The organism is Paenibacillus sp. FSL R10-2778, from assembly GCF_038593035.1.
Classification (GTDB): Bacteria; Bacillota; Bacilli; order Paenibacillales; family Paenibacillaceae; genus Paenibacillus_AQ; species Paenibacillus_AQ odorifer.
The window spans coordinates 3,012,696-3,026,838 of the sequence record NZ_CP151956.1 but is presented as its reverse complement, the minus strand read 5'-3'; the positions used below and the strand labels follow the sequence as shown (position 1 = coordinate 3,026,838).

Sequence of the window (14,143 nt, the reverse complement as noted above, 5' to 3'; positions counted from 1 at the left end):
AGTAAGAACTCCTTCCTCTATTACCAGATCAATACGGACGCGCCCCAAGTCAAGCCACCGCCGAATCCAACCATCAGAACCGTGTCGCCTTCCTTCATGCGTCCTTCTTCCGCCGCTTCAACTAGAGCTAGAGGAATAGAAGCTGCTGATGTATTAGCATATTTATCAACATTGATTACACATTTCTCCGGTGGCAGGTCAAGCCGCTGCATAGCGGATTGAATGATACGAATATTCGCTTGATGCGGTACGAACAAATCAATATCTTCTTTACCTAATCCGGCTTTAGTAAGCACACGTTCTGTAGCTGAGCCCATAACACGAACGGCAAACTTAAACACTTCACGGCCATTCATATAGATGAAATGTTTCTTGTCTTCAACCGTCTGCTGAGATGCAGGCAAGCGCGAGCCCCCAGCTTCCAGCTTAAGCAAGTTTCCTCCAGAACCTTCAGCACCCAGATCGAAGGATTGGAAACCGCGTCCCTCTGGAACTTCACCGATGATTACTGCTCCTGCACCATCGCCAAACAGTACACAGGTGTTACGATCCGTATAATCAGTGATGCGGGATAAAGTGTCCGCACCAATTATGAGTGCATTATTGTACATTCCGTTCTGAATAAAGCCAACTGCAGTAGCTAGGCTGTATACAAAACCAGAGCAGGCTGCTGACAAGTCAAAGGCCGCAGCACCTTTAGCTCCAAGTTTATCCTGCAAAATGCAGGCTGTGGAAGGAAAGGAGCTATCAGGGGTTACCGTTGCGATAATAATAAGATCCAGATCTTCGGCTTTCATGCCTGCAGAATCCAAAGCTTTAAGTGCAGCTTCATAGGCTAAATCAGAAGTTGCCTCATGTGGTGCAGCGATATGTCTTTCACGGATCCCTGTCCGACTGACGATCCATTCATCGTTAGTCTCCACTATTTTTTCCAGATCACTGTTTGTTAAAATTTTCTCAGGTACATATTTACCCGTACCGATAATCCCAACCGGCCGCAATTGTTTCATTTCGTCACTCACTTCCCGCTAATTTCCTTGGATATACTTGGCACAAGATCGGCTTGCAGAGCAATCCGCGCTTGTCTTACTGCATTTTTAACCGCATTTCCGTCCGAAGATCCATGCCCCTTAACTACCAATCCGCTAAGACCAAGCAGCGGTGCACCGCCATGCTCTTTGTAATCCATCTTACCCTTCAGGGCTCTAAGCTCCGGCATCAGCATAGCCGCTCCAAGCTTAGTCTTCAGAGAACGGCTGAATTGCTCCTTCAGTAAAGAGAACAATGCACCCGCTGTACCCTCAAGCGACTTCAACAGGATATTACCAGCAAATCCATCGCAGACAAGCACATCGCAGTTTCCTGTCAGTACGTCGCGTGCCTCAACATTACCGATAAAATGAATGCCCGGCAAGTTCTCCAGCAGTGGATAGGCTTCTTTTGTCAGTTCGTTGCCTTTCCCAGGCTCCGTCCCTACATTTAGAAGTCCAACCCGCGGCTTAGCAATGCCATGCACTTTATTCCGATAAATGCTGCCCATCAGCGCATATTGCACCAGATGTTCAGGCTTCGCATCCATGTTAGCGCCAAGATCAAGCGCAAGCACGCCAACATCATCCAGCGTCGGAATCATAGGTGCCAGCGCCGGACGTTCAATCCCCTGCATACGGCCTACTACAAGTAACCCTGTAGTCATAAGCGCCCCCGTGTTACCTGACGAAATCATAGCATCTGCTTCGCCCTCACGCACCATACGTCCAGCTACAACCATGGATGAATCTTTTTTGCGGCGAACCGCCTTAACCGGCTCTTCATCAGAACCAATAACATCTCCTGCATGCCGCACACTCAGGTTGGACGGCTTGTCCTTCAGCAGTGGCTCTAGTCTGGCTTCGTCACCTACGAGCACAATCTGCGTATCTTTCCATTCCGCGGCCGCGGACAACGCCCCCTCGACATTACATTCAGGAGCGTTGTCCCCGCCCATGGCATCAATGGCGATCAGCACTACGGTTACCCCCTTCACTATACTCTTCATTAGCGGAACGATACACTATAAAGTGGCCTTGAAATACCAATTCTTCTCCGACATAGGTGAATACGTCCACCTCTGCTTTGCCGCCTCTGCCTGCAAGTGACCGCACTTGAGCTTTAGCAATGCACTTCTCACCAAGCAGAACCATACGAACAAATCGTATGTCGGCTGAAGCAGTCAAGGCAATTTCATCGTTAATTACAGCAACCGCAAGCGAATTGGCTTGAGCAAACACGTAGTGGCCACGGGCGATCCCATTTCTGGAAAAGACATGATCCTCACGAATTTCAAAGATCGAAATCCCGCTCTTATCGAGCTGTAAATCCACAATATCTCCGATCACTTCATCCGCAGGCAAAGAGCGCACCTGATCATAGGAATGCTCTGCCATTTGTTTCATTCTTTCACGCAGTTCTGGTATTCCCAGCTCCATCCGGTCTAACCGAATCGTCTGAATGCTCACCTTCAGCTGACGAGTCAACTCCCGATCAGTTACAAAAGGATTGCCTGCAATTATATGTAGCAGCTGTTGCTGACGTTCTTTCTTGGACATCCGCTCGATAGCGGCTCACCTCCTGGCACATGCCAAGCATAAACGCCTTCGGCGCCCTAATAAGGACGGTAAGCGTTTAAGCGAGAAATATAAGACATAAAGTATAGGTGCATAACTTATACTTCCTTATATTTTAAAGAAAGCATCCGGCCGCTTGAATGGCCGCTGTTATATTAGGTCAAACAATCATAAATATTTTTTAGAACCAGGTACTAATATGTAGTATAAAGCATGCCGCACCAAAAATAAAGCATTGACTTCTGAGCGGAACATAAAGTATAGGTGCAAACCTTATCTTTATTAAATTTGGACAAAAAAATAGTACCTCACCGAAGTGAAGCACTACTTATTTTTGAAACTATTGTTTGATGATTTCTCTTGCTTTGTAAGTTCCGCAAACTTTGCATACGTGGTGAGCTAGTTTCAACTCTCCGCATTGTTCACATTTCACCATGCCCGGCACAACCAACTTAAAGTGGGTGCGACGTTTGTCACGGCGTGTTTTAGACGTTCTACGTTGTGGTACTGCCATGTGTTCCACCTCCTCGTGATATTTCTGTCAGCCTGCTCCTCAGAGCAGGATGTGTTTTGTTGTAATGTTTCATTTGAAAAAGTCTTTCAACCCAGCGAGTCGAGGATCGATCACTGTGTTGTCGCAACTGCAGGTGCCTTCGTTCAAGTTCTGTCCGCATTTCTGACAAAGACCAAGACAGTCTGCCTTGCACAATACCGAATCCGGTAAGTGCAGTACGAAATTTTCTTCCACATACGGGATAAGATCCACAACCTCATCCTTGACGTAAATGAGATCCTCATCTTCGTCATCATCTGGAAGAACTGGCTGCTTAAGCCACTTGAAAGTCTCAGCAAAAGGAATGTTCAAATCACTTTTGACCTCCGTGAGACAACGTGAACATAACATGTCCACATCTCCACTCAGTTTCCCCACCACGTTCACACAATCGGTTCCCGCGGGCAGCGCTTTAAGGTCTACTGAGAGCGGAGCAACAGTTAGAATATCCTTGCGCCCTTTGACTACCTCGCTGACATCCACAACATCGTGAATATGTAACGGTTCGTCGGCATTCGCTAATTTGCGAAAGTGAATCTGCATACTTATCACTCCCAAACAAACAAAATTTATTATACCTAGTATTCTATACCTTTGTCAACCATTTTCCCTTTATATTGTTTCAGAAAATGCGGTGAATTATGATATAACTATTAGTGTAAATCAAAAGATCAGCTTGTGCTAACAGTATCTCTAGAAATCTACCCTACTAAACTCAATAAATATACCTTACTTATCGGAGGGAAGCCACAGTGACAACGGTTGGAATCATCGCAGAATACAATCCTTTACATAACGGACATGTGCATCACTTCACGGAAGCCAAAAGACTTTCCGGCGCAGAGCGCACCATCGTCGTCATGAGTGGTCCCTTTACCCAGCGCGGCGAGCCGGCGGCGGTAAGCAAGCAAGCCCGGACAGAGATGGCGCTGCATATGGGCGCCGACCTCGTCATTGAGCTGCCGGTGGCTTATGCCGTCCAGCCAGCCGAGTGGTTCGCGTTCGGAGCAGTTGCACTGCTGGAAGCGACCGGGGTCGTGGACAGCTTGTGCTTCGGCTCAGAAGCCGGCACTTTGGGCTCGCTGCTCCCGCTGGCCAGATATCTGGCTGAGGAAAGCAGCGAGCTTCAGAGCGAGATCCGCCGCCGCATGGCGCTCGGAGCGAGCTTCCCCGCCGCGTACAGCGCAGCGGCGGCGGTGGCCTTTGAAGGGACTCTCCCGGAAACGGAGAGTCCCGGAGATGCAGGCGAGCTGCTGCGCCAGCCGAATAACAGCCTTGGCCTGCATTATCTTATCGCCTTGCAGCGGCTGCACAGCAAGATAATGCCACTAACCATTCCGCGCACAGCAGCAGGCTTCCATGACCCATTACAAGCCGACTCTTCTATTGCAAGTGCGACGGCCATCCGCAAGCTGCTGCAAGAAGGCGGATCTCCCGCTGCTTATATGCCGGATTATAGCGTGTCCATTTTGGAAAGAGAGCATGCAGCCGGAAGGGGCCCTCTGAGCTTGGAGAGCTTCAGTATCCCGCTCCGCCATCTGCTGACCACCCATACTGCGGCCGAGTTACACGCGATCCATGATATGAATGAAGGCTTGGAGAATCGAATACTGCGGCTTTCGCCTGAGTTGGAGCAATTCTCTGTTTCAGGCCTGCTTCACGCCCTTAAGAGCAAGCGCTACACGCATACACGGTTACAGCGTCTGCTGCTACATGTTCTGTTAAATCATTCTAAAAAAGAAATGACCCCTTCCATACTAGCAGAGGGGCCCGGATATATTCGTATTCTTGGTTTTAGAGAAAGCGGACGAGCACTGCTTAAAGAGATGAAACAAAAAGCTACGTTGCCCATCGTCATGCGCCCGTCCCTTTGTTCCCATCCGCAGCTTGAGCGAGATCTTCAAGCCGCTTCCGCTTTCGCGGGAGCTTTTAAGGAACCACGCAGAAATGATATGTACCGCGATTATTTGGAACCTCCGGTCATGGTTTGACCGGCAGTTCCACCATATACTTCAGTGCCTCATCCAGCGTAGATACAGGCACCAGCTTCATAGATGTGCCGATTTTATCAGCTTTTGCTTTGGCTTCGTCATAATTCTTAACAGGCACGAAAAAAATCTCCGCCCCTTCTCGGTCCGCAGCCACGATCTTGTGTTTCACTCCACCGATAGCACCAACTACACCCTCAGCGTTAATCGTACCCGTCCCTGCAACCCTATGGCCTTTAGTTAAATCACCAGAAGTAAGGCGATTGTAAATTTCCATGGTGAACATTAGCCCTGCCGAAGGTCCGCCAACATTTGTATCTACAAAGCTGACAGCTTTCCCTGCTTCTTTTGGTTTTACTTTTTGAACGGCGGCAATAGTGACTCCAAAACCAGGTCGAACGGCAGCGCCCTCTTTATCCTTTATTTCAACCAGCGTCACTTGTTCTTGTACTTCCTTGCCATTTCTTTGCAAAACAACAGCGACTTGATCTCCGATTTTTTTAGAGGAGAGCAGTTTAGACAGTGCTTCAGGATCGGGCACTTTTTGTTCCTCTACACTAATGATTTTGTCACCCGGCAGAAATTGTCCTTTATTACTTTCTACAGGAACCGAAAAGACGTAGAGATAATCCACTACATCCTCATATGGAATTCCCGCTGCATGATAAGCGGCCTGAACAGAATAAGACTGTGAGCTATTCATATAATAAACCTGCTCTGCAGCATATTCGTCTTCTGATTTATCCCCTAGCCGGGTTTCTTTTCGCACAACCTCTGAATTGGAATTAAAAGCAGAGGCGACCAATAAGGCCACATTAGCATAACTAGCAGACACCGTAGTCATCATAAACGTTCCTTCTTCAGCCGGATCGGCATTCTCTACCTTAATCATAGGGGCAACTTCAGATGCACTGCCTGGCTGATATACGATGTACGGGGTGTTCATAAAGACAAATACATACACGATTACTACAAACGTAAACAGATAAGCTGTGGCGCGGAAACCCGGCCGATGCTTCAGTTGCTTCACTGCTCTTCCCTTCTTTCCCGCGGCACTTTTAGGATATGAATGATTGAACTTCATTACCGCTTCGACTAGTGGTTTGGCATGATGGTTGTCTACTCTGCATAAATTGATAACACATCGTCCATGCCTTAAGTTATGAAGAGGTGATCTGAGAAATGAAAAATATTCAAATACGCCGACTTGCTACACGCTCCACACCATTTATACCCGGGATTATGGCAATCCTGACAGCCATTGCAATTATTATCTCACCGGAGAGCTCCTTTGAGGCTTCACTCCAAGGATTGAAGCTTTGGTGGACACTCGTATTTCCTGCCCTGCTCCCCTTCCTGATGCTGTCAGAGATGCTTACCGCCTCGGGTTTCGTGCATGGTTTTGGAGTGCTTCTGGAGCCATTGATGAAAAAGGTCTTTCGTCTGCCCGGTGCCAGCGGCTGGACCTTGGCACTCGGAATCACAGCCGGATTCCCCGGTGGAGCTGGAGGGGTCATGCAGCTACACAAGCAGAACAGCATTTCTGACAAGGAAGCCGCCCGACTTGCCGCACTTACACACTTCGCCAGCCCGGTAACCATGCTTATAGTAATTGGCATAGCTTTTCTACACAGTACTTCAGCAGGTTATTTCCTGCTAACCATCCACTGGATCTCTGGACTTCTAGCCAGCTACACCGATGCTCTATTAAAGGGGCGGTCAGCGAACACGAAACCAGTTGATAAGATCTCCACGGACACCAAACAGCCTTCTTTATATAGTCGCGTTCAGCTTGCAGCAACAGATGCCAGAGCAAAAGACGGACGCAGCTTCGGCAAGCTTCTCGGCGAGTCCGTCGCTAATGCCGTGCAAAGTCTGATGGTCGTGGGCGGTTACATGATTATGTTCGCTGTAGTCATCAATATCATCACTACTGTACTTCCCGCATTGCCACCTGCTCTGCCAGCAAGCTTGCTGGAAATTCATTTAGGCGCCGACGCAATCAGCAAAGGGCTAGCAAGCATAGGAACAGGTCCCTCTAGTATGTTTGGGATAGCTTTGCTGTCTGCTGCACTGGGCTGGAGCGGACTCTGTGCGCAACTACAGGTGCTGACCATGCTCAAACAAGCCAGAGTCAGATTTCTACCCTACGCTACGGTTCGTCTGATGCATGGACTTTATGCTTTTCTGTTAACTTTATTGCTCTGGAAACCATTGCTGGTTATCCCTAAAGCTGCTTTACCAGCACTTGCAGACTCACGCCCGACTCCAAGCGGCACCCTTAATGTAACGGACATATGGAGCTCTTTTCCACAGCTGCTAAGTCTGCAAGCCCTTCTGCTCATCATCCTGTTGGGATTATCTGCTGGAACGTATCTAGTAAGTACTATTCGCCATCGGCTCGGTTAAATTTACGCTTCATCGCTTGTTCAACCTCAGGCGTCACAAAATCAGTCACATTCCCGCCGAAGTGGGCGATTTCTTTAACAACGCTGGAACTTAAGTACGAATATTTCGGATTAGTCATCATAAAAATCGTTTCTGCATCGGGATCCAGGCTATGGTTGATCGATGCGTTTTGCAGCTCATATTCAAAGTCAGTAACGGTACGGATACCCCGAACAATGACTTGAGCATCTTTTTGACGAACATAATTCACTAACAGATCACGGAAGCTGTCAATTTCCACATTGGGAATATCAGCGGTCGCCTGTCTTAATAGCTCTGTCCGTTCATCAACAGTAAACAGCGGGTTTTTACTCAAATTATTAAGCACCGTTACAATCAAACGGTCGAATTGCTTGGATGCGCGCCGAATAATATCCATATGTCCCATAGTCACGGGATCAAAGGTACCTGGATAAATGGCAACACGTTCTTTTCTAATTTGCTGACTCATTCTCTACCTCCTCACCAGCTTCACTTTCCTCTGCAGGATTAGTTTCATACTGGTAAATAGAAATTGTCGTTTCTCCGTATACGGCCTGACGCAGCCTATAAAATCCTGGAATCTCTTCAGGATAGGCATAACTTGATTCATGCTCCAGAACAATAATTGCGTCCTCTTGCAGCATTCCTTTTTCGACCATCATAAGCATAAGCTCATCCCCGTGCTTCAAGCGATAGGGAGGATCTAAAAAGACCAAATCAAAAATTTTCCCCCGCTTCTCCAACGCACTTAGCGCTCTACCAGCTTCATTACGGTACACCTGCGCTTGTTCTTCCAGCTTAGTAGCCTTCAGATTGGCGCGTATCGTGTCGATACTTTTAGGATCCATATCAACAAATACGCCACTTTCCATCCCTCTGCTTAAGGCTTCGATCCCCAAACCGCCAGTACCGGCGAATAAATCCAGCACCGCTCCACCTTCGAAATATGGGCCTACCATGCTAAATACAGCTTCCTTCACCTTATCGGTCGTAGGCCTTGTCCCACTTCCCGGAACACTCTTCAGTGGCCTTCCTTTTGCACTTCCCGATACCACTCTCACTGTTATTCACCCGCTCTATATCTCTGTTTGTTATGCCCAAAAAGGCATAAGTCCACGCCTATCGTAACACATTTGCGCGATGAAATAAAAAATTTGTCTAGATATGAAATAAGAAGGCGAAACAGCTTATTCAGAGAAATAAGTCATCTTAATGTATAAGATTGGACTTCCAGGGACATCATGTAATTATCGACACCACAAATGTCGTAGACAACCGCGGAGCAGGCTTACGTTTCCCCATAAGCTCTTCGTCCGGTTTCTCCTCTCCCATGAAAGGAGCCCTAGAAATAGGGCTCCGATTATTTTTGTCTAAACCCTTATATATCAACGGTTTTATTGAATTCTCCTTTGTAATCAAATCTCTAAAAAACTATTTTGGGCACCAACTGGGCACCATTTTTCACGACACCCCCCCTCATATATGAAATGGTCATACGCCGAAAACGAAACTGGGGGCGCGGTCCCCTGTGCCTCTCGTTTTAACTTTGAAGGTAGGGGGGCTATTTCATTTTTAGACATTTATAGTTCTGCTAATTTCACAAAAATCTCTACACATTGAATAGGGTGGCATCAAATTGATGAGTACCTCCACATCCTCCACTTAGCAGAGTATTAGCAAGTCGTCAATTTGACGATCAGCTCCTTTACTTTAGCCTTAATAACATAACAAAACGCCCACGAATAGAGGTGATTAACACCTTCAATTAACGTGAGCGTTATTGGTAATTCATATAGTTATGAAATTATAAGTTCCATTACAGCGTATTAGTAGCTTCCTCCACCTCTCGAAGCCACAAATATCTGAGAAACTACAGTAGCTGCTATACGCCCCAGACTGTTTGGGGCTATCTTTAATTCGTGGAATTTTCCTCGTTCTACCTTTCCGCTTCCATCCTTGCTGAGATAAGGAATGATATCAATTTCTTCCCCGCTGGTCTCGTTAAATGGGATAACATTTCCATCTACTGTTATTGTTAAAGACGTTGGTACTGGTCCCGCATAAATCCCATACTCGATACCATGCGTATGAGCTGGAATCTGGTGTGTATGCTCCATGTTATGGGTATGACTCATATCGTGGGTATGATCCATGTCATGAGTGTGATCCATATCGTGTGTGTGATCCATGCTGTGAGTATGGTCCATTGCATGTTCATGGCTAGCTAAAGAGATTGGATGGTTGTGATTCCCCGAGGGAACCCACGTTCTTGGCACGCCGTTAATATCCTTGAATACTGTTCCCTCTGGAATACCGTGGTTATGACCACCTGAACCAAAGTATATCCCCTCAGTTTGAGTTGATCCTGATATATTTGTTGGTCCTGTCGTGTTAGAACTGCTTGGACCAGAGGTATCTCTTGTACTCGGACCTGCTGTATCCCTACTACTAGGTCCCGCTGTCTCCCTTGAACTCGGCCCAGCTGTTTGTCTGCTACTTGGTCCCGCCGTTTGTGTGCTGCTTGGACCGGAAGACACTGACGGGGCTGAGGCTATTGCCTTACTATAAGCCCGAAACGCCTCTACCTGAAACGACAACATTACCTTGTTGATCCGTGCGGTCTCCTCCGGTACATAGAACTTTATAATAGCTGGGTGCGTAGGATCTGCATTATCCGCAAAATCCCGTGTATCTAAATTTGTAGCTCCTTGAGCATAAGAATCATTAATGTGTTGCCTGCTCTGTAAGTCCGCTATGCTTCCCGCTATATCCTCTGTCCGATTCGCAATCTCAATTTGAACGTCTCCCGGTGCGCCGAGCATATCCCCTTTATCAACATTAACAACCCGTGCAATAAAGTCCTCTCCCAGTTCATCATCCTTCACCCTGATTCGCGCCCCAGTCTTAAACTTATATATCTGCTGTCCAGTCAGTCGGTGGATTTCAGAAGCTCCAACACTGTAGGAGATACGTGGCACCTTAAGCTCATTAAGTAGCGTCTGACATCGTGCAAGCAGTGTCTCTGCATATTCAAAGCGTCTATCTACAAAGATGGATGAAAGTATACCGTGCTCAGCTTGAGCTGCTGCATCTTCTATATAAGGTAACCCGCCGTTGATATCTGCGAATGTCAGTTGATTAACACCTTCGCCGAAGCCGAGACCATACAGCCGAGTACATAGATTTGTCGGATCCACTACCTTCTCAATTTCGGTCATGTTAACACCGTACCGGATGTAAGCCGTAACCTCTTCATCTGGCTCCACAAGGTTCAGTGTCCACGGAAATGATGTAGTGTCCCAAGTCCACTGATACTCTGAATCAAACGGTTTAGGTACACTGAAAACCGCACCGAGAAGCGTGTCATTCTCCCAGTTATATTCGAACTGTCTTCTGAATCCGACCGTCCCGAGCTTCCAGCGGGGCACAACTTGCTTCGAAAGAATGTATTGAATTACTTGGTCTGTATAAACTCCTAGATTGCCGACTGTATGAGACTGAAATAAAACATCATTCAGCAACGTGGCAAGCACATGCTCACACTCGTATTTGATGACTGGTCCACTCTGGTTCCGGTTCATGGTATTTGGAACGATGCGGAATAACTCCACTCGCTCATTATTGTCATATAGCTCTACGAAATAAAACGGCTTACACTCGGCGTTCTTAGGATCATCTCCCGGCAAGCTAAAGGCAGCTGTCCATAATGAGTTAAGCGGCATGCTATATTCGATGTTAAACGCATTCTCAAGCCAAGCTACTCGGCGCATTTGAGCGTCATAAATTGTTACTGGTGCATTTGGCATTATATTATCCCCCTCTTATAGAAACTCGACTTCGTGTTAAGGAAGAGGGCGCACGGTCTCCAATTCAAAATGTCCAAAGGATTTTGACCCCCCCTTACCATTTACTCCAAGAGCCTACGCCAAGGCCCCTGATTCAAAAAACCTAAATTTCATACACAAGACTGGCGTACGGTCTCGAAAGTAAAATACTCGAAGGAATGTACTCCCCTACCTAATTGTTACTGTGCTTTTGCAATACGGAATGCAGATTTAAGTTTAATTTGATGATCAAACCAGGCAGTTAGAACGAAATCCCATACCCCCGTTCTCACATCCTTGTCACGGTCATATATAATCTGTGGATCGTAGTTAAAGTGAGAATAGCTGAAATCTCCAATGATTGGATTAATGGCTAAATCGCTGAATTCTACTGGTTTACCAAGGATCTGCTCAGGCTGGGCATCAAATAGAGTAGTGCTTCCGTTCGATAAGATTTCGATAATATCGAGATAATCTTCATATCGCATAACCACAGATGCATTCTCGCGGAAATATTCAGGGAGTGCTGCAATTGCCGCTTTGATCGCTTTATAAAGAGAGATTCCGTTGACTTCGATTATTGCGTTTTGTGTAGAATAAAAAGACATGTGTTCTTCCCCAGCTTTAGGGGAAACAGCAAACGCAACTTTTTTCTCTTTCGCAGCTAAACCACTCTGCAGTGCTTGATCTACCGTCTGTACAAGGTTAATGTCTGAAGCTGCTAGAATCGTTTCAGACACTGGTGCAAACACCTTGAATTTATGGCGACCGAATTTAACAACGTCTCCTTCAGCCTCTAGTTCCTTGGCTGTTTCAGTATCATCAATAAAATCATCATCATCTAGCGTGAAAGTCACTTTAGGGATCTCAAGGTTCGTAATGCTTGTAATGGTTGAAACCTCTCTCAGGGGGTTTTTGATGAACGGCTCATGCAGCAACTCGTTAGACATGGTTTTGGGAAGGATTCTTTCGCCACCAGATGAATTATCATCACCTAATGCTGCCGAAACTCCTGTTGTTACGCTAGCCCCTCTTGCAACTGCACGGATAAATGCAGCTTTAGCACTTTGTATGTGTAACTTTGGATCACTATATTGATCGTTAAATCTTCTATTATTGGGACTCATAGAAGCCATTTGTTCCGCGTTCATCGCCTCATATTCATTCTTGAAGACATCAAATCGCGCTTGGAGATTAGTTTCTTTCAATTCAAGCTGCTTGATTGTCTCTGGACTAGCATCATCCTTAGAAGCTTCCGCTATTTTCTCTTGCTTTACGGCAAGAAGCTCATTGCCGATACTAATCACATTGTTTTTCAAGTCAAATAATGTTGTGGTCATTCGCATTTCCTCCTAGAGTTCGGTTGTATTGCTTTCTCTAATTCTTTCTTAAAATCTTTAATATCTGTGGAAATAGATACTAATTCTTCAGCCAGCCATATTTCACGGTCAAATCTCGGACGTTCGCTAGGCAAAATCAAAGCTTCCGGCATGGGCGGGACATTATCCCAGCTAAGATCCTTAAGCCTTGGATCTTCCATGCTTGTAGTGCAATATGTCAGTTCATTAGCTGGTCCATTTGTAAGACAAATCTCATGAACGATAATCTTCTTCAGATCGTGGAAAGTTACCTCATCGGTATATCCAGCCGAGCGGAAGATCTCAGAACAGACCTTCTCTTCAGAGGCATTCTGCTCAGTGAGGATCTTCCGGAATGAAATACTACAATGTCTGAGTGCTGCACGCTTAACCTTCTTATAAACACTCCAGCCTAGCGGACTATTTGGAGTAAGTTTGAAGAACACACCAGCATCAGCCAATTGAATCTGTAACCCGTCTTCGGTAGTTCCGAAAACTTGGTTATAGTCATGGTTCAGAGTGATACCAACCTTGCTATCAAAATAGACAGCAGCCTTATTAGTTCGATTCACCGAATAGGTGTTCTTCTTCGAATCTATATCTGCATAAAAATCGTTAAATGGCATAGCCATGCCATATATAGCTTTATTCAATGGTTATCCTCTCTTTCTGTTAAGACTAATACGCCATATTTCAATCGCCGCAACGCGTGGGCGATCGTGCCCTTTCAACCACACTGGATTTAATCACAGAAACTCCTCCTTGCATTTATAGTGAAAATTAGTAGTTGCATTCCATTAAGTAAATGCAGTATAATTACGTCAGTGGTAATTACATAACAGATGTTTCAAGCGCCTTCGCTACTCCAATAGCGAGGGCGTTTTTCGTTTCAGCTTCCCAACTTTTGTCTAATTCTTCGAGGAAACTCTCAAGCGCGATCGTGTCACGGCCCATCTTCTTCAATGCTACAAGAACGTCCTCTAATTTAATAACCTGCCTATCCGATGTGCTTACCGCTCTCCTTGCCGCCAATAGGTCAGCTTCCTTGCCGGGATGAACATGATCCATTGAAATTCCGTAATATCTACAAAGGCGATCTATTGCAAACGTATTGGCTCTCCCACAATCAATCTCCCATTTCTTTAATGTCCTTTCCGTAATACCCGCAGCTTCAGCCGCCTTCTTCGTTGTAACCCGTACATTTTCTCGCGCTTCCCGCAGGGTAATCATGTGCCGATTATTAGACACCGCTAGCCGGGCTAAATACTTGGAACGATCCTCTCTGGTTGAATTTCTATTCAGTGTAATGGCGTTGCTGGCTGGTAATATTGCAATTTTCATAGGTTAGCCCTTCTTTCTCGATGTGTTTGAGGTAGTTTGAGAG

The 14,143-nt window shown here is 46.2% G+C and carries 14 protein-coding genes; 2 read left to right on the top strand and 12 right to left on the bottom strand.

Going from position 1 to position 14,143, the window contains the following annotated elements:
• Positions 1-20: 20 nt before the first annotated feature.
• From NST40_RS13380 to NST40_RS13360, 5 genes are all read right to left on the bottom strand, one after another.
• On the bottom strand, positions 21-1,010 hold the full coding sequence (locus NST40_RS13380) for a beta-ketoacyl-ACP synthase III (RefSeq protein WP_139329841.1): 990 nt from the start codon (positions 1,008-1,010) through the stop codon (positions 21-23).
• A gap of 8 nt (positions 1,011-1,018) precedes the next feature.
• Positions 1,019-2,008 carry a phosphate acyltransferase PlsX gene (gene plsX / locus NST40_RS13375; protein ID WP_038570599.1) on the bottom strand — a complete coding sequence of 330 codons (990 nt, stop codon included), beginning with the start codon at positions 2,006-2,008 and terminating at the stop codon, positions 1,019-1,021.
• Positions 1,992-2,588 (bottom strand): transcription factor FapR, encoded by a 597-nt coding sequence (gene fapR, locus NST40_RS13370; protein ID WP_036686484.1) that lies wholly within the window; start codon positions 2,586-2,588, stop codon positions 1,992-1,994. The genes plsX and fapR overlap by 17 nt, the downstream gene beginning before the upstream one ends.
• A 358-nt stretch (positions 2,589-2,946) precedes the next feature.
• Entirely contained in the window at positions 2,947-3,120 is a 174-nt protein-coding gene (rpmF, locus tag NST40_RS13365) for a 50S ribosomal protein L32 (RefSeq protein ID WP_019911234.1), read from the bottom strand.
• Between the two features lie 69 nt (positions 3,121-3,189).
• Positions 3,190-3,702, bottom strand: a complete 513-nt coding sequence (locus NST40_RS13360) for a DUF177 domain-containing protein (protein ID WP_036686482.1) — start codon at positions 3,700-3,702, stop codon at positions 3,190-3,192.
• A gap of 209 nt (positions 3,703-3,911) precedes the next feature.
• Here NST40_RS13360 and NST40_RS13355 point away from each other — a divergent pair, with 209 nt between their 5' ends.
• Positions 3,912-5,150, top strand: coding sequence for a nucleotidyltransferase (locus NST40_RS13355; protein ID WP_342410791.1), 1,239 nt, complete (start codon positions 3,912-3,914; stop codon positions 5,148-5,150).
• On the opposite strand, the gene NST40_RS13350 is transcribed toward NST40_RS13355, so the two are convergent.
• Complete coding sequence (locus NST40_RS13350; RefSeq protein ID WP_342410790.1) at positions 5,140-6,177, bottom strand: SepM family pheromone-processing serine protease; 1,038 nt, start codon at positions 6,175-6,177, stop codon at positions 5,140-5,142. The two genes, NST40_RS13355 and NST40_RS13350, sit on opposite strands and share 11 nt — an antisense overlap.
• A 152-nt stretch (positions 6,178-6,329) precedes the next feature.
• On the opposite strand from NST40_RS13350, the gene NST40_RS13345 reads away from it, so the two are divergent.
• On the top strand, positions 6,330-7,556 hold the full coding sequence (locus NST40_RS13345) for a nucleoside recognition domain-containing protein (protein WP_342410789.1): 1,227 nt from the start codon (positions 6,330-6,332) through the stop codon (positions 7,554-7,556).
• Here NST40_RS13345 and coaD read toward each other — a convergent pair.
• The 6 genes from coaD to NST40_RS13315 form a co-directional block, all read right to left on the bottom strand.
• Positions 7,534-8,046 (bottom strand): pantetheine-phosphate adenylyltransferase, encoded by a 513-nt coding sequence (gene coaD, locus NST40_RS13340; protein WP_076126111.1) that lies wholly within the window; start codon positions 8,044-8,046, stop codon positions 7,534-7,536. The genes NST40_RS13345 and coaD overlap by 23 nt on opposite strands.
• The gene (rsmD, locus tag NST40_RS13335; protein WP_341171721.1) at positions 8,030-8,638 is read right to left on the bottom strand and encodes a 16S rRNA (guanine(966)-N(2))-methyltransferase RsmD; all 609 of its coding nucleotides are present in this window, start codon (positions 8,636-8,638) and stop codon (positions 8,030-8,032) included. The genes coaD and rsmD overlap by 17 nt, the downstream gene beginning before the upstream one ends.
• Positions 8,639-9,403: 765 nt before the next feature.
• A complete protein-coding gene (locus NST40_RS13330; protein WP_342410788.1) occupies positions 9,404-11,383 on the bottom strand; it encodes a phage tail spike protein in 1,980 nt (659 codons plus the stop codon).
• A 218-nt stretch (positions 11,384-11,601) separates the two neighbouring features.
• Positions 11,602-12,741 (bottom strand): phage major capsid protein, encoded by a 1,140-nt coding sequence (locus tag NST40_RS13325; protein WP_342410787.1) that lies wholly within the window; start codon positions 12,739-12,741, stop codon positions 11,602-11,604.
• Positions 12,738-13,412, bottom strand: a complete 675-nt coding sequence (locus NST40_RS13320) for an HK97 family phage prohead protease (RefSeq protein ID WP_342410786.1) — start codon at positions 13,410-13,412, stop codon at positions 12,738-12,740. Before NST40_RS13320 ends, NST40_RS13325 begins: the two co-directional genes overlap by 4 nt.
• A gap of 178 nt (positions 13,413-13,590) precedes the next feature.
• On the bottom strand, positions 13,591-14,100 hold the full coding sequence (locus tag NST40_RS13315) for a helix-turn-helix transcriptional regulator (RefSeq protein WP_342410785.1): 510 nt from the start codon (positions 14,098-14,100) through the stop codon (positions 13,591-13,593).
• Between the last annotated feature and the right edge of the window lie 43 nt (positions 14,101-14,143).